12 protein-coding genes and 1 pseudogene are annotated in these 18,056 nt (G+C 70.2%); 9 read left to right on the top strand and 4 right to left on the bottom strand.

Going from position 1 to position 18,056, the window contains the following annotated elements:
• The first annotated feature begins 578 nt into the window (after positions 1 to 578).
• Entirely contained in the window at positions 579 to 698 is a 120-nt protein-coding gene (locus A4R25_RS32270) for an IS3 family transposase (RefSeq protein ID WP_223201434.1), read from the top strand.
• Here A4R25_RS32270 and A4R25_RS27335 read toward each other — a convergent pair.
• A pseudogene (locus A4R25_RS27335) lies at positions 684 to 3,338 on the bottom strand (LuxR C-terminal-related transcriptional regulator); the annotation flags it as partial. The gene A4R25_RS32270 and the pseudogene A4R25_RS27335 overlap by 15 nt on opposite strands.
• 287 nt (positions 3,339 to 3,625) lie before the next feature.
• On the opposite strand from A4R25_RS27335, the gene A4R25_RS27330 reads away from it, so the two are divergent.
• A complete protein-coding gene (locus A4R25_RS27330; protein WP_373888020.1) occupies positions 3,626 to 7,078 on the top strand; it encodes a M28 family peptidase in 3,453 nt (1,150 codons plus the stop codon).
• 422 nt (positions 7,079 to 7,500) lie between these two features.
• Here A4R25_RS27330 and A4R25_RS27325 read toward each other — a convergent pair whose 3' ends face one another.
• Both A4R25_RS27325 and A4R25_RS27320 read right to left on the bottom strand, forming a co-directional pair.
• The gene (locus A4R25_RS27325) at positions 7,501 to 7,977 is read right to left on the bottom strand and encodes a hypothetical protein (RefSeq protein ID WP_157539168.1); all 477 of its coding nucleotides are present in this window, start codon (positions 7,975 to 7,977) and stop codon (positions 7,501 to 7,503) included.
• A gap of 5 nt (positions 7,978 to 7,982) precedes the next feature.
• Positions 7,983 to 8,330 (bottom strand): hypothetical protein, encoded by a 348-nt coding sequence (locus A4R25_RS27320; protein WP_091113588.1) that lies wholly within the window; start codon positions 8,328 to 8,330, stop codon positions 7,983 to 7,985.
• 346 nt (positions 8,331 to 8,676) lie between these two features.
• Between A4R25_RS27320 and A4R25_RS27315 the strand changes: the two genes are divergently transcribed.
• The 7 genes from A4R25_RS27315 (at position 8,677) to A4R25_RS27290 (ending at position 17,361) form a co-directional block, all read left to right on the top strand.
• The gene (locus A4R25_RS27315; protein WP_051611166.1) at positions 8,677 to 10,149 is read left to right on the top strand and encodes a helix-turn-helix transcriptional regulator; all 1,473 of its coding nucleotides are present in this window, start codon (positions 8,677 to 8,679) and stop codon (positions 10,147 to 10,149) included.
• Positions 10,146 to 10,688 (top strand): flavoprotein, encoded by a 543-nt coding sequence (locus A4R25_RS27310; RefSeq protein WP_046569670.1) that lies wholly within the window; start codon positions 10,146 to 10,148, stop codon positions 10,686 to 10,688. The genes A4R25_RS27315 and A4R25_RS27310 overlap by 4 nt, the downstream gene beginning before the upstream one ends.
• Positions 10,689 to 11,120: 432 nt before the next feature.
• Positions 11,121 to 12,359, top strand: a complete 1,239-nt coding sequence (gene fxlM, locus A4R25_RS27305; protein WP_043330488.1) for a methyltransferase, FxLD system — start codon at positions 11,121 to 11,123, stop codon at positions 12,357 to 12,359.
• 23 nt (positions 12,360 to 12,382) lie between these two features.
• Positions 12,383 to 12,520 carry an FxLD family lanthipeptide gene (locus A4R25_RS30875; RefSeq protein WP_082159628.1) on the top strand — a complete coding sequence of 46 codons (138 nt, stop codon included), beginning with the start codon at positions 12,383 to 12,385 and terminating at the stop codon, positions 12,518 to 12,520.
• 68 nt (positions 12,521 to 12,588) lie between these two features.
• Complete coding sequence (locus tag A4R25_RS27300; RefSeq protein WP_064448554.1) at positions 12,589 to 15,330, top strand: lantibiotic dehydratase; 2,742 nt, start codon at positions 12,589 to 12,591, stop codon at positions 15,328 to 15,330.
• Complete coding sequence (locus A4R25_RS27295; protein ID WP_064448553.1) at positions 15,327 to 16,403, top strand: lanthionine synthetase C family protein; 1,077 nt, start codon at positions 15,327 to 15,329, stop codon at positions 16,401 to 16,403. The genes A4R25_RS27300 and A4R25_RS27295 overlap by 4 nt, the downstream gene beginning before the upstream one ends.
• Before the next feature lie 13 nt (positions 16,404 to 16,416).
• On the top strand, positions 16,417 to 17,361 hold the full coding sequence (locus A4R25_RS27290; RefSeq protein WP_064448552.1) for a thiopeptide-type bacteriocin biosynthesis protein: 945 nt from the start codon (positions 16,417 to 16,419) through the stop codon (positions 17,359 to 17,361).
• Between the two features lie 95 nt (positions 17,362 to 17,456).
• Here A4R25_RS27290 and A4R25_RS27285 read toward each other — a convergent pair.
• A partial coding sequence (locus A4R25_RS27285) for a transposase (protein WP_197494978.1) occupies positions 17,457 to 18,056 on the bottom strand: 600 nt, incomplete at its 5' end.

Here is an 18,056-nt window from a genome sequence, read left to right as displayed (position 1 = left end):
TGTCAGCGTGACGCCCCAGACAGTCGACGCCGGCCACTTCATCCTGCCCGCCAAGATCAACCAGAGTCACCTGGAGACTCCTCCAGCGGATGCCGACCGGGGTGGACCGGTGCCAACGAGGGTCACCATGGCCGACCGCCGGCCGCAAACCGGGGTTCGTGTGCTCAGGTGTGCTCCTGGGCTGGGAGAACGGCGGTCCGGGGAACGTGGGTGAACGGGGGCCACTCCCTGCCACCCCAGGTGAACCCCAGGTCGCTAGACTGTGCCCTCGCGCCCTCGTAGCTCAGGGGATAGAGCATCGGTTTCCTAAGACCGTCATCTATGCATGTCGGTAGGCCGACTGCCTGCGATTCAGCCGTTCATTACCTCTGTTTGTTGGTCGCATTGGATAGCTGCTGCGCTCCGTTGCTGGCGGTTACAGTAGCAAACCGGCCGCCTCTGTTGCTTTTTGTGTCAACTTTCTCGATTCTAAATCCTCGTCACGGCATTTTGCGACTTGACGTAGCGAGGATGCTGTCCGGGGAAGCACGTGCGATCCTCGCCCAACCCGCTCCTTTACGCCGCACGCCGAGTTACGCCTGGGCACCGGAGTCGGAAGTGGGCGCAAACGCGTTGCCAGGCTGATGCGCCAGGCCGGGCTGCAGGGCTTCTGCCGGCGCTGCCGTCAGGGCTGCAAGGTGCGCGAGTTGGACGCGTGAGTGGATGCCGAGCTTCCGGTAGACGCGGGTGAGGTTTGCTTCGACTGTTTTGACACTGATGGTGAGGGCGGTGGCGATGTCGCGGTTGGTCGCTCCGCTGGCGGCGAGCTCGACGCAGCGCTGTTCGGCGGAGGTGAGGCAGGGGAGCGTACTGCTGTGCGCGGGGACGGGCTCCAGTTGGTGGAGGGTGCGGGTGGCGGCTTCGATCCAGGGGTGTGCCTGGTGCGTGCTGAAGAGGTCGGCGGCGCTCTGCGCCGCGGTGCGGGCGCTGGCGCGTCGGCGTCCGCGTCGTTCGGTGTGGCTGAGGGCCAGGAGGGTTCGACCGTGTTCGATGGGCAGGTGGCGGAGGTGGTCGGCTGCTGCGGTGAGGAGGTCGGCGGCCGCATCGTAGTTGCCCAGGGTGGCTTCCAGGAGTGCCTGGGAGCGGTCGAGCACGGGGAGGACGCAGCTTCTATCTAGATCAGTCGCGGTGCGACGGGTATCGGTCAGCAGTTTGCGGGCTTGGTCGAGGTAGCCGAGGGAGATGAGGGCTTGGGCGAGGTCGGCGTGCCAGCGCAGGACGGACGGGTCGCGGACCTGCTGGCGCTTCTCAAGCGTACGGACCTCTTCCAGCGCCTCCAGGGCTTCTTTCGGACGCCCGGTGACCAGGAGAAGATGTCCGAGGACGAAGAGGTTTCGGGAGAGGAAGACTTTGTTGTCCTCCCGGCGGGAGGTGTCCGCCCCGCGGCGTGCGTGAGCGAGGGCGGAGTCGGTGCACGAGGCGGTGCCCTCGACCAGGGCGGAGGTGTAGCACGTTGGTGCGGGGTCCAAGGCGGCTCTGTCGGTAAGCGACAGGGCGCGGCCGGCGTAGTCGAGGGCCAGTCCGCACCGTCCGGCGCGGATCTCGACTTCGGCGAGGCTGCGCAGGACATCCACGGTGGCTTCGGCGTCTCCGGTCCGCTCGGCTTCGACGAGCAGAGGCAGCAGTGCGCTGCGGGCTTCGTCCAGACGGTCGTCGAAGATGGCGTGCCGGGCGGAGAGCTGTTCGGGCCTGGCGTTGACGGGGATGTGAGTGCTGCGTGGCAGGGACAGGGCGTGGCCGAGCGTGGTCTCGGCTTGGGGGCGGCCGAGGATGCGTTGGATGCGGGCCTGCATCGTGAGGGCCATGGCGGTGGTGGCGGTGTCGCCAGCGCTCCGGGCGAGGCTGGCGGCCCGGGCAGCCTGGGCGCACGCCCGGTCGGGATCGCCGTTGACGTTGGCCCAGATCGCCTGGCGGACGAGGATCTGCGCGGTCAGGTCCGGATGTCCGGCCGCTTCGTGAAGTGCGTCGGCGAACAGCTTGTCGCCGTTGTACAGGTGCTGTCCGCCTGAGTCGATCAGGGCGATGAGGGCGTTGACGCGGTTGGCGGGGCTGCTGTCGTGGTTCAGGACGAGGCGGACGGCAGCCTGGCCGCGGGGCAGGTCGCCGTTGTGGGCGGCGTCGCGTACGGCGGTCAGCGCCCGTTCGGTGAGCAGGTCGGCGTCGGTCTCCGGGGTACGTTCGGCGGCGAGCAGGGAGAGCTCGGCCGCTAGTGCGGGTTCTCCGCGCAGCCGGGCGCGGGCGGCGGCGCGGTCGGCGCAGTCGGCCGACTGCGGGTCGTTGGTGTCGGCCGCCAGCGTGATGTGACGGTCGCGGCGGATGCTGTCGCGGCTGGCTTCGGCCAGGCGGGCGTGCAGGAGCCTGCGTGTGGCGACCGGCGGTCGGGCCGCGAGTTCGGCACCGATCGCGGCGGCGGCGAACCGGATCTTCCCGTCGACCTGCCCGATGTTGATCAGTCCGGCTGCCTCGGCCTCTGCGAGAAGGTTTTCGGCGGGCGGGCCGGCGAGGCGGCTCAGCAGTTCGCGGTCGGGCCGGTCGTCGAGTGCGGCGACCGTCAACAGTTCCTGAACTTCGGCCGACACAGTGCCCAGCCATTCGTTCACCAGTCGGCGGGCGGCCGGCGGCAGGACCAGGTCGTCTACGAGACCCTGAGCGGCCGGCAGGTCGGTGGCGCGGCTGCGGGCCCCGGCGAATGCGAGGGCTAGGGCCGGGTTCCCTCCGCTGCGGATGTGGGTCTGCGTGACCTCGTAGGGGGTTAGCCGGTACGGCGACAGCAGGGTTGCGACCTGATCGGGTGTCAGCGCCGGGATGCGTACCGCACAGGGGTCCTCGCCGCACCAGTGGCCTTCGCTCCCCGGGCGCCAGATTCGCTCTGCGGCTATGACGGGAAGGTCGGGAGCCAGGCGCAGTGCCCAACGCAAGACGGCCGCGCTGGCCGTATCCAGCCACTGGGCGTTGTCCACCACCAGTGTCAGAGGCGGGGTGTCCAGCAGCAGGGTGGCGGTCAACCGGCGCAGCCGTAGAGCGGTCCCGGCGGGATCGGCAGAGCCCGGCACTCCGACGGCCTTGTCGATTCCGGTCGCGAGTTCCCGCGCGGCCGGCAGCGGTTGGAGGGCCAGTGCGAGTTCGAGCAGTCCGGTGTAGGGGACCTGGGCGTCCTGTGGGCTCGGAGCCAGCCTTAGGACAGGCATGCCCAGCTGCTGCCCGAGTACACCGGCCGCAGCGGTCTTGCCGATCCCGGGCGGACCGAACAGCACCACCCGACGGGCGCCGCGCACGACGCCCGGTACCACCGGCAGCATGGTGCCGGTGGCCCCCTGATGCGCATTCACTGCCGTCGCAGAATCTGGCACCGGATCATAGTGCGCCCGACGGTCCTTCGCGCACCAGAGCAAGGGGTTGCCCTGATTTCGGCCAGCCTCCGCCGTTCCTAGTGTCATCGCCAAAGCCGAGCTGTCACCGGTTGCCGGAGATCCCATCAACACGGGCCCTGCTGCCACACCCCTCAACCCATCTCGGCGGGAGGATTGCGATGTATCGAAGAACTGCCATGGCGGCCGCTGTCGCGGTTGCGCTTACCCTGGGCACCGTGACCGGGGTGGCCACCCAGTCGACCGCAGCCACCCCGCCCCCTACACCCACGGTTGCGCAGAGCCCGCTGTCGCTGGCGATCTCTGCAGCCGACCGCGCTGCCGACGGCGGTCACGACGCGCTGGCGAAAGGCCCCTTCGAGCAGTACGACCGTCGCATGGTGATCCCGTGGGTGGACGGCCTGTTCTCCATTGCCTACGAGCGCACCTACCGGGGCCTGCCGGTGGTCGGCGGCGACGCCGCCGTACTCGCCGACGGCCGGGGCGCCATCCGGGCGATCTCGGCCGCCACCAAGACGAAGATCAACGTCTCCGTCGTGCCGACGGTCGCCGCCGACCGCGCCGAGCAGACCGCCAAGGGCCTGCTCACCAAGGTCGACCAGGTCGAGTCGCGCACCCTCGTGGTGCACGTCAAGGACAGCACCGCGCGACTCGCGTGGGAGGTCGTCGTCGCCGGGCGCACCGCCTCGGCGCCCAGCCACCTGCATGTCTTCGTGGACGCGCGCAACGGCCAGGTGCTGGCCAAGCAGGAGGACGCCGCGGCCGGTTCCGGCACCGGCAAGTGGAACGGGCCCAGCCCACTGTCGATCACCACGTCGCAGTCGGGCAGCACGTACTACCTGCGCGACACCACGCGCACCGGCCTGAACTGCCAGGACTACAGCACCAGCACCGTCTTCTCCGGCGCCGACGACAGCTGGGGCAACGGAGTGGGCACAAGCAAGGAGACCGGCTGCGTCGACGCACTGTACTCGGCGCAGAAGGAATGGGACATGCTGTCGGCCTGGCTGGGCCGCAACGGGCACAACGGCAACGGCGGCAGCTGGCCGATCAAGGTCGGCCTGAACGAGCAGAACGCCTACTGGGACGGCTCGACGATCACGATCGGCAAGAACTCGGCAGGCAACTGGATCTCCTCGATGGATGTGGTGGGTCACGAGTTCGGCCACGGCATGGACCAGAACACCCCCGGCGGCACCAGCTCCGAAGCCGGCCTCGGCGAAGCCACCGGCGACATCTTCGGCGCCCTGACCGAGGCATACGCCAACCAGTCCAGCGCCTACGACGAACCCGACTACCTGGTCGGTGAGGAGATCGACCTCGTCGGCGACGGCCCGATCCGCAACATGTACAACCCCTCGCTGGTCGGCGGCCACCCGAACTGCTACTCCTCGTCGATCCCGAACACGGAGGTACACGCGGCCGCAGGTCCGCTCAACCACTGGTTCTACCTGCTCGCCGAGGGCAGCGCGCCGGGCGGCGGCAAGCCGAACAGCCCCATCTGCTCGGGCGGCCCGTCGTCGGTCACCGGCGTGGGCATCCAGTCCGCCGGAAAGATCTTCTACGGCGGCATGCTGCTGAAGACCTCCGGCATGACCCACAAGAAGTACCGCACCGCGACCCTGACCGCCGCGAAGAACCTGGACTCCTCGTGCGTCCTGTTCAACCGGACCAAGGACGCGTGGAACGCGGTCGCGGTCCCGGCCCAGACCGGCGACCCGACCTGCACCGGTTCCAGCACCGACTTCTCCGTCTCGGTCAGCCCCACCTCGGGCAGCGTCAACGCGGGCTCCTCGGTCACCGCGACGGTCAACACCGCGACCGTCTCCGGCAGCGCGCAGACCGTGTCGCTGACCTCCTCGGGTGCCCCGTCGGGGGTCACCGTGTCGTTCAGCCCGACGTCGGTGACGTCGGGCAACAGCTCCACGATGACGGTGGCGACCACCTCCAGTGCGGCTGCGGGCACGTACACCATCACCGTGACCGGCACCGGTTCGATCACCCACACCGCGCAGTACACGCTCACGGTCAACGGCGGCACCCCCGGTGGCACCGCGCCGGACATCGACGTCGCCAACGTGCAGGCGCACCTGACACAGCTCAGCACCATCGCCACCAACAACGGCGGCACCCGCCGCTCGACCGGCCAGGGCTACCTGCAGTCGGTGGCGTACGTCAAGGGCAAGCTGCAGGCCGCCGGCTTCACCGTCACCGAGCAGCCCTGCACCTCCGGCTGCACCAGCGGTGCAGGCCCGAACCTGATCGCCGAGTGGCCGGGCGGTAACGCGAGCAACGTCTACATGTTCGGCGCCCACCTGGACGGCGTCTCGGTCGGTCCGGGCATCAACGACAACGGCTCCGGCTCGGCGGCGCTGCTCGAGGTCGCCCTCGCGCTGGCCGCGCAGAACCCGACCATGCTGAACAAGGTCCGCTTCGGCTGGTGGACCGACGAGGAACAGGGCCTCAACGGCTCCAAGTTCTACGTCAACTCGCTGACCAGTACCCAGCGAACGGCGATCAAGGCCTACTACAACTTCGACATGATCGCGTCGAAGAACGGCGGCTACTTCATCAACAACATCACCTCGACCGCGTCGCAGCCGATGAAGGCGTACTGGGACTCCCTCAGCCTGCAGCCGGAGGAGAACGTCGAGGGCCAGGGCCGTTCCGACGACTACTCGTTCCAGAACGCGGGCATCCCGACCTCCGGTTACGCGATGGGCGCCAGCGCCACCAAGACGTCGGCCCAGGCGTCGAAGTGGGGCGGCACGGCCGGTCAGTCCTACGACTCCTGCTACCACTCCTCGTGCGACACCCTCAGCAACATCGACGCCACCGCGCTGAACCGGGCTGCCGACGGCATCGCCTACACGCTGTGGAACCGGGCGGTCGGCACCTCGACGCCGACCAACGACTTCTCGATCTCGGCCAGCCCCGCGTCGGGCACCGTGAACGCGGGGTCCAGCACCACGACCACCGTCGGCACCGCCACCACCTCGGGCAGCGCCCAGACGGTTACCCTGACCGCCAGCGGCGCCCCCACGGGCGTAACGGTCTCGTTCAGCCCGTCGTCGGTCACCTCCGGCAGCTCGTCGACCGCCACCATCGCGGTCGGCTCGTCGGTGGCCGGCGGCACCTACACCATCACCATCACCGGCGCGGGTTCGGTGTCGCACAGCACCACGTACACGCTGACCGTGACCGGCGGGCCGGGCGGCTGCACCGCCGCCCAGCTGATCCTCAACGGCGGTTTCGAAAGCGGCACCTCGCCGTGGACCGGCTCCACCGGCGTGATCGGCACCTCTATCGGGCAGGTGCCGCGCAGCGGCACCCGGTACGCGTGGCTCGGCGGAAACGGCTACACCGCGACCGAGGCCATCAGCCAGACCGTCACCATCCCGTCGGGCTGCACCAGTGCGGTACTGACCTACTGGCTGCACATCGACACGAGCGAGTACTGGGCGCTCGCCTACGACGTGTTCACGATCAAGGCCAACGGCACCACCGTGGCGTCGCTGTCCAACATGAACGCTGCCACGGGCTACACGCAGCGCACCGTCAACCTCGGCGCGTACGCCGGCCAGACGGTCACGCTGACCTTCACCGGCACCGAGGACGCCTACCTGCAGACCAGCTTCGTGCTGGACGACGTGACCCTGCAGATCGGCTGAGTTCAACGGCAGGGTGGGGCGCTCGCCCCACCCTGCCGCAGGTCCTGCGCCCGTGTTCCGCTGCCGGACCGGACCTTAGCCTGAATCCGTGGATTGGATTCTGGGTGCGTTGTCGGGTTGATCTAGCCGATTGGGGGTGTGATGGATCCGCTGGCCCTGGTCTCCGTAGAACGCCAAGTAACCCGGCTCCGCCTTGACCTGGCGAGAGGCGAAGTCCATCGCCTCCGGGCGCAGATCTGCCCAACCTCGCGGGAAGCGGCCGTACCGGTCGTAGAACCTCCGCAACAGCGCGAACCCGGCCGTATCTCGCCATGCTTGGACGCAACCAGGTCCAGCTCAGCAGGGACAAGGGTCCAGTGCTCGACCAGCTCGCCGATGCTCAGAGGAGATCGACTCACAGCGGTCAACCATCGTGGCAGCGATCAGGGACCGCGCAGACCCCCAAAAAGATCAACTATTTGGCCCCTGGTCGCAAGATCGTTACTAAAGCCCCTGCGGATGGGGCCGGCGTGGTTGGTCGTGAAGGGCCCGTCGGCGTGTGACCAGGTCCAGCGAAGCCGTCGGTGGGTCAGCCACGCGCCGGTCTGGCCGGCGAGGTCGCGGTGCCGGCGCTGGGTCCTGTTGGTGTCAGCGCTGTCGGTGGTGAAGGCGAGCAGGGCGTAGCCGCCGGGGATCCCGGCGTCGGGCTCGCCGGGGTGCCGGCTGCCGTCGACGGAGAAGTGCACGCTAGCCAGGGCCGGTGCGCCCTGTCCGGGCAGAGTCTGCAGCATGTGGACATGGCCGTGGTCGACCAGGTGCCATCGGCCGTCCAGGGGCAGCCCGAGCGTGGTGCGGGCGTGGGCGAACAGTTCGTAGGCGTCGACGGGGTCCTGCACGACGAGGGTGGTGGTCGCGGTCATCGTGGTCACCGGGCCCAGATCGCCAGGGCTGCGGTGGTGGCGGCGCCGGCGTACCCGGCGAGCAGCAGCGGCACGGCGCGGGAGATGGCGGTGTACTTGGCCCGTACGGCGCGGGAGAGCCACCACAACTCGCGGGCGCGTGCGAGGGGGGCGGTCTGGGCTCCCGGGTCGGTGTCGCCACCGACAACGCGGACCAGGACGTCCTGGGCGGTGTCGGTGTCGGCGTAGGCGACGAACCCGAAGTCCCCACCCCGAAATCCCGGTACGCGAAACCCGCGTCCGGCACCGGTGGGGCTACTGAACCGCCGAAAGCCCTTGCGGCAGGGCTGGCGCCGCGCGCCCTTTATGGGCATCACCGCACGCTCTTCCGCGCTCGTCGAAGAGGGCCGATGCCCACCGAACTCGCACATCGTGTCCGGGGTGTCTGTCGGTGACGGCGGCAGGCTGAGGTTGCCGTGCCCGTTGGGCCGGGAGTGGGGATGGCTGAAGTGTGTTCCGCCGTGATCGTGGCTGACGTTCGAGGTGCCAACCCCGCTCCCCCCGGTTTTCGACACAGGCGCCCTCTCTGCCAGGCCAGCACGCCATTCGCACCAGCTCCACGCCCAGGTCGCGTGCGATCCGCTAACGTCGAATCGCCGTGCGTCGGGGCGCCGCAACAGTCGGCTCGACGCAGGTCGATGCGAACGGAAAGGCGAGCCCATGATTGATCGCCAGGATCTTCAACAGGCCAGGGACGATCTCGGCCGTAAGCTCGCCGCCCTGCGTAGGTCGAGGGGACTCATTCAGGAAGCCCTCGCACGCCAGGTGCACACGACGCGCAGCACCCTGGGAATGGTCGAGCGGGGCCGGCAGGTCGTGGACCGGATCTTCTGGCTGCAGTGCGACACCCTGCTGGACGCCCAGGGCGAGCTACTCGCCGCCTACGACGCCTACCGACACCTCCAGTCCCGGTTCCAGGCACAGCAGGCCGAGGCGGCACAGCGGGCGCGGTGGGGAGCGGTACCCGAGGCGGTGATGGCAGCCGGCGAGGCCACAGGCGAAAGGTACGGCGAAGTCGGCGACAATCGACGCCCGCCGGACCGGTTCCACGGCGAGCGCCCGGAGGCGGGCCGCACCACACGAACCGGGCAGGTCTCAGTCGTCAACGCGGTAGCAGGCCGTGGCGAGGAAGCCGACCACGATGCCAGGTCGCGACTGCTGGCCGAGCTGCGCCGGCACCTGCTCGCACCTGCCGCACCGAAACAGCCGGTCGAGCCTCTCACGCTTTCGGAGGTCCGTCAGCGGGTGGCCCATCTCCATAGCCTTTACCAGCGTGGCAACTATGCCGAGGCGGTCCGGGCGTTGCCCGACACGTTCGAGCAGGCGAACCTGTTGACCCGGACCTGCACCGGCACGCAGCGCGCCCTGGCCGTCGGGTCGCTGGCGGCGGCGAATCTCGCCGCCGCCAAACTCACCGTGAAACTCGGCGATCCCAGCCTTGCCTGGGTGGCGGCGGACCGTGCCGCTCGTGTCGCCGCCGAGCAGGCCGAGGATGTTGCGCTCGTCGCTGCGGCGGCGTTCTCGGTGGGTACTGCGCTGCTGGCGATGCCGGACCGCGTCGGCGATGCCGAGGAGGTGGTGCTGGCCGCTCTCGATGGTGTGACGGACACGAGGGACTCCGCGTCGACGGGTCCGCGTGTCCTGTCGGCCCACGGGGCGTTGACTCTGCTCGCGGCGCTGATCGCCGCCCGGCAGGCCCAGCCCGCCGCTGTCGAGCGGCACCTCGACGACGCGAACGCCCTGGCCCGGCGGCTCGGCGCCGATCGTAACGACCTGTGGACCGGGTTCGGTCCGACGAACGTGATGATCCACCGCATCAGCATCGCCGCCCGAACGGACCAGCCTCAGCTGGCGATCCACCTTGGAGAACAGCTCGACACCTCGTCGCTGCCGGCGGCCCTGGTGAGCCGCCGCGCCCGGGTCCACCTCGACCTCGCCGCCGCCTACGCCTGCTCGCCCGGCAACGATCCCGCAGCCGTGCTGCACCTGCTCGAAGCCGAACGCATCGCGCCGCAGACGGTGCACGTGCACGGCCGGACGCGCCATCTGATCGGCGACCTGCTCACCCGTGAGCGGCGCGCCGTCACCCCCGGCCTGCGGGCACTCGCCGAACGCGCCGGAATCGCCGCGTGACGTCCGGATCCGCGAATGCCCGTCTGCTCTACCTGGTGGTCTGTGCCGCGCCACCGGCCCGCCGCATCGTCGAGCTGGTCGAGGCGGTGCGGCGCGACGGCTGGGATGTGTACGTCATCGCGACCGAAACCGCGCACACCTGGCTTCCCAACGATCGGCTGGCCGCCGTTACGGGCAGGCCCGTCAGCTACCGGCAGCGGCATCCTGACGAACCGAGCGTCCTGCCACGCGCCGATGCCGTCGCGGTCGTTCCGGCGACGTTCAACACCATCAACAAGTGGGCCACCGGCATCAACGACAGTCTGGCCCTCGGCATCCTCAACGAAGCTCTCGGCGCAGGCATGCCGATCATCGTCTCCCCGTACGTCAAACCCACCCTCGCCCGCCACCCCGCGTTCGACGCCCACCTGCGGCTCCTCGCCGACCACGGCGTACGCCTCACCGCCACCGAGGCGCTGCGACCAGCTCACGACGATCAGCCCTTCCGCTGGAACGTGATCCTCGACGAACTCCACAGGCTGTCCGCCCGCCTGTCGTAGTCGGCCCCCGAGAGGCGCTGGGGCCGGTCTGACCGTGTCGAAATCCCGTGTCGAGGGTGTTCGACACGGTCAGACCGGCGTTGAGTGGTGGACATGACCGCTCGGCGCCCGCCGCTCAGGGGTCCCCGGCACCGCCCAACCCGAGGGGAGTTGATCCGTGTGACCCTGTACCGCAGTTTCTCGCCGCTGCCGAGGAATCCGGGACCGCTGGTGGCCGGGACGGCTCGGACCTCACGTTGACTGCGGCTTGATCGAACCCGGGCCGCCTTGCGTCGCCTTGCCGGTTGGGCACCCGGTGAGTTCGGCCTGCGTCCTGCCCAGCAGGGGAACAGTCCTCGGGCGTCTGAGGCCGTGTTCGTCCTTGGCGGATAACGGAAAGTGCGGGCCGTCCGCAACGGCGGCGGTCCTGACGAACAGGAGAGTGACGCGCACATGAGCGTCGACACGATGAGCAGCGACGACCTCCGTGACGCGATGGTCGACCAGCTGGTCGCTGACCATGCGGCCAAGGGGCTGACGATGCGGCCCGAGGTCGAGGCGGCACTGCGGGTGGTTCCCCGCGAGCTGTACACGCCGGGTGTCCCGATGGAGGAGGCGTACCGCAGCGACACCGCGGTCGTCACCAAGCGGCTCGGTGATGAGACCGTCAGTTCGGTGTCCGCGCCGTGGCTGATCGCGGAGATGCTCGGGCAGGCGGCTGACGCCCTCACCGGTGGCCTGCACGGCCGGCACGTGCTGGAGATCGGATCGGGCGGCTACAACGCGTCGCTGCTGCGCGAGCTGGTCGGGCCGTCGGGTTCGGTCACGACCGTGGACATCGACCCGGAGGTGACCGAGCGGGCGGTGGCGTGTCTGGCGGTGGCAGGTTACGGCGATGTCAGCGTGGTGTGCGCGGACGCGGAGCAGCCGATCGACCTGGGGCGCTGCTACGACCTGATCATCGTGACGGCCGGGGCGTGGGACATCCCCGCGGCGTGGATCGCGCAGCTCGCCGAGGACGGCGTGCTGGTGGTGCCGCTACGGACGTTCGGGATGACCCGGTCGTGGGCGCTGCGCCGGGTCGGTGACCGGCTGGTCAGCCACAGCCAGCGCCTCTGCGGGTTCGTGGCGATGCGGGGCACCGGAGCCCACGAGATGCGGTATGTCGACATCGCCGCCGGTGTCCACCTGCGGCTGGATGAGGGCCAGCAGGTCGACCCGGAATCGGTCGGTGGGCTGCTGTCGCAGCCGCAGGAGCAGGCATGGGCAGGGGTGGGCCTGCCGCCTCGTAGCGTCCTGGCCGACCTGGACCTGTGGCTGGCGGCCCGCCTCGCCGATGAGGTCGACCAGTTCGTGGTGCTCTCGGCGCAGCAGGAGGCCGTCGACGCCGGCATCGTCGCCCCTGCCTGGCGGTTCGGTACGCCCGCCGCCCTGCACGAGGGGACGTTCTCCTACCGGTCGACGCTGCGCTGGACCGACGACACGTTCGACCTCGGCGCCTGCGCTCACGGGCCCGACGCCGCCGCGGCGGCGGGACGGATGGCCGGGCACATGCGCGCGTGGGTGGACGCTGGCGAGCCCTCTCCGGTGCTGCACGTCCTACCCGCAGGTACTCCCGACGGCGCCCTGCCGGCCGGGACGGTGCTGGACAAGCGACACAGTCGCCTCGTCCTCACCTTCACCTCCGCATAGGAAGGAACACGCGAGTGGAGACCATGGAACTCGAGGAGTTCGACCTGGACATCACCCTGGTGGACGCCGGCCCCGCTGCCAGCGGGTACGCCACCAGCACCGACGACGGCTGCGGCTCGGGCAACACGGGCTCGAACGCCTGTTCCGGCGGCAGCAAGTAACCGTCCCTGACGATCCACCCCGGGCCCGGCGTCTCCAGCGCCGGGCCCCCGTCTTCGAGGGTGCGTTCATGTTCCCCACGGCCGGTGCGGCGCTGATCAGAGTTGCCGCCTACCCCAGCGGTCTGACCCTGCCCGCGTGGCCCGACCTGACGACGGATCAGCCCGAGCAGTGGCGGCAGTGGCTGGCCGCAGTGTGGGCGCTGCCGGGATTCGCCACCGCCGTCGCCGCTGCCACACCCCAGTTGGCCGAACAGATCACCCGGACCGTGGCCAGTGCGCCGACCACCGACCGCCGGTTCGGGCGCATGGTCGACTCGACGGTCCGGTACCTGCTGAGGTGGACCACCCGGGCGACACCGTTCGGCACCTTCGCCGGGGTGGCTCCGGTCGAGTTCGGCGCCCGCGCATCGGTTCGGTGGGGCGAGGCGCATCAGGTGGTGACCCGCCCTGACGGGACGTTCGTCGCCGAGCACACCGGGCGCGCCGAGCAGGACCTGGCGGCGCTGCGCGACGTCGCGGTGGTGACGAACTCGGTGGGGTACCAGCGCGGCGAGGTGTGGGTGCTGCCCTGCCTGCGCGGCGACGGCGACCGCAGGTGGGACATAGAGATCCGTCTGACCAGGCCGGTGCGGGCGGCGATCCGCGCGGCGCGTTCCCCGGTCATGTTCGGTGACCTCGCCGCCCGGGTCGCCGGGCCGCTGCCCGCCGCTACCGGGGCGGCCGAACGGATGTTGGCGTCGCTCGTCCAGGCGGGTGTCCTGCTGTCGGCGCTGCGGCCGGCGACGACTGTCACCGACCCGGCCTCCCACCTGGCCCGTCACGTCCCGATGCCCGATCCCGGCGACCGGGTCGCGGTCGACCTGCGTGTCGACGCCTCGGTGACGCTGCCACCGGCGGTGCTCCACGAGGCGGCCCGTGCCGCGTCGACGCTGGTGGCGGTGGCAGCGCCCCTGCCGGGATGGGCGGAATACCACGGCGCGTTCATTCAGCGGTGGGGCCCGGGCGCGGCCGTGCCGTTACGCGACGTCCTGAACGTTCTGGGCTTTCCCGCCGGATACCGGGGTTCCACCCGGCGTGTACCTGCGGTGTTCACCGCCCGCGACCGGCTCCTCGCGCAGCTCGCCCAGCAGTCGGCGCTGAACGACTGTACGGAGGTGATCCTCGACGACGAGCTGACAGGCCGCCTACGAGGAGATGACGACCGGCCGCCGATCCCACACACCGAACTACGGTTCACCCTCGCCGCCGCGACCCCACAGGACCTGGACCGAGGCGCGTTCACGTTGACGGTGGTCAGCGGAGCCCGCCACGCCGGGGTCGCCGCCGGCCGGTTCCTGCACCTGCTTTCTCCCGCCGAGCTGGCGTCGTTCCAGCACGTCTACCGGAACCTGCCGACCGCCCTGCCCGGCGCGGACACGGTGCAACTGTCCGGCCCGCCGCTGGATGCCCGCTTGGCCGCGGTCGCCCGGACACCTGCGGTGCTGCCCGTCCTGCCCGTCGGCGACTTCCACCCGGACCCGCCGTGGACGCTCGCGGACCTCGCGGTGACCGGCGACGGCCAGCGGCTGTGGCTGGTGTCGCGGACCTCCGGGCGACCGGTCGAGCCGCTGCTGCTCAACAGCGTGCTGCTACCCGACCTCCAGCAGCCCCTGATGCGGTTCCTGACCGAGATCTGGACGGCGTGGACGGCTCCGTGCAGCCGATTCGACTGGGGGCACGCGCGTAGCCTGCCGTTCCTGCCACGCCTGCGACGCGGACGCAGCATCGTGCACCCCGCCCGCTGGACCATCGACCGGACCGCGCTCCCCGCCCGCACCCTGGCATGGTCCCACTGGCGCGACGCCTGGCAGCGATACCGTGAACAGCACCGGCTCCCGGACGAGGTCCTGGTCGGCGCCGACGACGTGCAGGTACGTCTGGACCTGAACGACAACACCCACCTGGCAGTGCTGCGCCGGCACGTCGACCGGCACGCCCGCACCACCCTCACCGAGGCTCCCGGCCCGGCCGGCTGGATCGGCGGCCGACCCGCCGAACTCCTCCTCACCCTCGCGCACACCCGTCCGGCCACCCACCCGAGCCGACCAGCGCGGGCCGTGACCGCACAACAGCATCGGCCCGGCCAGTCACCGTGGTTGGAGGCCCGCCTGTACGGCCGGGCCGACGACATCCTCACCGACCTCGCCCACCGGACCGGCAACCTCCCGGCGGCGGGCTGGTGGTTCCTCCGGTACCCGGACCCCGAGCCCCACCTGCGGCTACGCATCCCACTCCAGGACACCACCTTCGCTGCCACCGCCGCATGCCTCGCCGAATGGGCGCAACAACTGGAGCACAAACGCGTCCTGCACGACTACAGCCTGCGCACCTACCGGCCCGAGACCCGCCACGGCACCGGCCCCACCCTCACCGCCGCCGAAGCGGTCTTCGCCGCTGACTCCCGCGCCACCCTGCAGCGGCTGACCGGCGACCGCCAGGCCAGCACCGCCGCCACGATGATCGCCATCGCGGACGCCTTCACCGGCGACGGGCCGCGTTGGCTCGCCGAACACGTCCCCCACCACCGCGGCCCCCGACTCGAACCCGTCCAGCTCGACCTCGCCCGCACCCCCTACCGCGACGACGACCTGGACAAGGCACTGGCCACCTACCGGACACTGGCCCACGCCGACAACCTCGACCTCGACCAGGTACTGACCGACATTCTGCACCTGCACCACGCCCGCATGATCGGCGTCGACCCCGCCTCCGAACGGCACTGCCTCCGCCTGGCCCGCGCCGTCGCCCGCACCCGCCAGGCGACGCCGTGACCGCAGCACAGTCCCTCGCCGAAGGGGCGGCCGGCGTCGCCCTTCTACACCTGGAAACCGGCAACCGGCCCGCCGCCCACGCGGCACTGCGGGCCGCCACCGCCAACGGCGTCAGCATCACCGCAGGCGCCAGCCTCTTCTACGGCGCACCCGCACTCGCCTTCGTCCTCGCCACCCCCAACCAACCCGGCCTCACCCGAGCACGATCGATCGCCCCCACCGGGACCGCCACGGTCACCCGCCGACGGCTGCACGCCGCCCACCGCCGCATCGACTCCCACCAGCGGCCCCACTACGCCGAGTACGACCTCATCCGCGGCCTGACCGGCCTCGGCGTCGCCCTGCACCGCCTCGGCGACCACGACCTGCTCCGCCAGGTACTCACCTACCTGGTCCGGCTCACCGAACCGGTCAACGACCTCCCCGGCTGGTGGTGCGCGAACGGACCCGACCGACACCAGCCACCACCACCAGGAGGCCACGCCAACCACGGGATCGCCCACGGCATCACCGGCCCACTCGCGCTACTCGCCCTCACCCACCGCGCCGGCATCACCGTCGACGGACACACCGAGGCGATCCTGCGGATATGCCGATGGCTGGACACCTGGCAGCAGCACACCGCCGACACCATCTGGTGGCCGCAGACCCTCACCCTCGACGACCTGCACCACGGCGCACCCGCACAACAACACCCACTACGCCCCTCCTGGTGCTACGGCACCCCCGGAATCGCCCGCGCCCAACAACTGGCCGCCCTCGCCCTGCACGACACCGCCCGGCAGCTCCTCGCCGAGACGGCGTTCACCACCTGCGTGAACGACCCCGCACAGATCCGCCGTCTCACCGACCGCAGCCTCTGCCACGGCACCGCCGGCCTCCTCGCCACCGGCCGGCGCATCGCCGCCGACGCACTCACCCCGACACCCCTCGCCCCACTGACCCGCCTCCACCTGCACGCCACCCCCGCCGCGGACGAACCCACCGGACTACTTGACGGCACAGCCGGTCACGCCCTGGCCGCAGCCTCCACAACCTCAACCTCGTGGGACGCCTGCCTCCTACTCAGCTGACGAAAGGCCCGCCATGAAGGAGACCCCCTGGCAACAGGTGAACATCACCTACCCTGGCCAGAGCCGCCACGAACGCGAACAACACGCGATACCCCACCTCCACCGCGTCCTACCCGCCGCCGAGACCGCCGGCCTCATCACCTCCTGGTGGTTCATCCGCAAAGGACCGTGGCGCATCCGCTACCTGCCCACCACGCCCGACACCGACCCCGGCCCGGTACACGACCTGCTCACCGGAACGCGCGCCTGGACCAGCGACATCTACGAACCCGAGATCCACGCCTTCGGCGGCCCCGACGCGATGGACACCGCACACACCCTGTTCCACCACGACAGCCGCCACCTCCTCACCTACCTTCACCATCAGCCGGCAGACCGACGGGAACGCTCCCTCATCCTGTGCACGGCACTCATGCGCGCCACCGGACTCGACCTCAACGAACAAGGCGACGTATGGGCGCGAGTCGCCCGACACCGCCTGGAACACCGCACCTGGCCCCCCGCCGCCGACCCCGCCACCTGGGAAGCCTTCACCGGCAAGGTCCGTCACCTGCAACTCGGCACCACCCGCACCACCAGCGACTGGCAGACCGCCTTCGAGAACGCCGGCACAGCCCTCCGCCACCTACGCGACACAGGAAAACTCACCCGTGGGCTACGCGCCGTGATCGCAGAGCACGTGATCTTCCACTGGAACCGGATCGGGATACCCGCCACAACCCAGGCCGTCCTCGCCCAAGCAGCCGCGGAAGCCATCTTCGGCCGTGCCCCCGTGCCGCCAGGCGAGCAGTGGCCACGCCCGGTCGAACCCGTACCACCATCTGCGGTACCGCCAACAGAGGTCGATGCGCCCAGTCGCGCGGCGCTTGCAAGTTCAAGACACAGCAGACTCCTCACAGAGGGGGCTAGCCTCGGTCTTTCGCTAATTGTTGATCAAGGCTTGTCGGCGTCCTGTTGATCTTCTCGGGATGGCCCGTGGTGGTGTGGGCATGGTGGTGGCCCGGCGCGTGGCCGGGTTCCTCCGAGGGTGCTCGGCGGGTCGGGGTGTCGGGTTCAGGTGATCGGTCGGGGTAGCGCGGCGAGGCGGTTGAACGCTGTGACGAGGTCGTCGGCCCAGGGCCAGTGCTGGGCGATGCGTAGCCGGGTCTGGCGGGCCGAGCGGGTGAGTCGGGCGGCGACGTGGAGTAGCCGGTAGCGCAGCTTCTTGGGTTCGGCTGCGGCAAGTTCGCCGTCCAGAAGTAGCAGTTGGGTCCAGGCGAGCAGGTCGATGCCGGTGAGGGCGACTTCCAGCCAGGCGGCGTTGATGGCGAACACGCGGGAGGGGAATCGGCCGAAGCCGGTGTCCTTGCCGCAGCGGATGCGGTCCTCGACGCGGGCGTGACCGCGGTGGCGGGCCTCCAGGTACTGGATGGCGCCGTGGCCGGGTGGGGTGTCGGTGGCCAGGACCTGGTGTCGCATGCCTTCGATGCTGTCGAACAGGCTCAGTTGCGCGCCGGGATGCGGCCGTTCGCGGCGCACGATGAACCGGGTTCCGGCCGGGAAGCCGTCGGCGGGGACCAGGCCGGTCAGTTCGGCCACGTGGGCGCCGTCGCGGGGTTCGCCGTCGGTGTCGAGGGCGGGCACCCACGTGCCGTGCTGTTTGGCGTGCAGGAT

Source organism: Micromonospora sp. NBRC 110037 (assembly GCF_001652995.1).
Taxonomy (GTDB): Bacteria; Actinomycetota; Actinomycetes; order Mycobacteriales; family Micromonosporaceae; genus Micromonospora; species Micromonospora chalcea.
The sequence above is the reverse complement of the archived record's forward strand: the minus strand, read 5'-3'. Positions and strand labels throughout refer to the sequence as shown.

Excerpts from the sequence above, each read along its gene's own strand:
- A4R25_RS27315 (WP_051611166.1), top strand. The coding sequence starts at position 8,677 with ATGATTGATCGCCAGGATCTTCAACAGGCCAGGGACGATCTCGGCCGT.
- A4R25_RS27320 (WP_091113588.1), bottom strand. The coding sequence starts at position 8,330 with ATGCCCATAAAGGGCGCGCGGCGCCAGCCCTGCCGCAAGGGCTTTCGG.
- fxlM (WP_043330488.1), top strand. The coding sequence starts at position 11,121 with ATGAGCGTCGACACGATGAGCAGCGACGACCTCCGTGACGCGATGGTC.
- A4R25_RS30875 (WP_082159628.1), top strand. The coding sequence starts at position 12,383 with ATGGAACTCGAGGAGTTCGACCTGGACATCACCCTGGTGGACGCCGGC.
- A4R25_RS27325 (WP_157539168.1), bottom strand. The coding sequence starts at position 7,977 with ATGACCGCGACCACCACCCTCGTCGTGCAGGACCCCGTCGACGCCTAC.
- A4R25_RS27300 (WP_064448554.1), top strand. The coding sequence starts at position 12,589 with ATGTTCCCCACGGCCGGTGCGGCGCTGATCAGAGTTGCCGCCTACCCC.
- A4R25_RS27290 (WP_064448552.1), top strand. The coding sequence starts at position 16,417 with ATGAAGGAGACCCCCTGGCAACAGGTGAACATCACCTACCCTGGCCAG.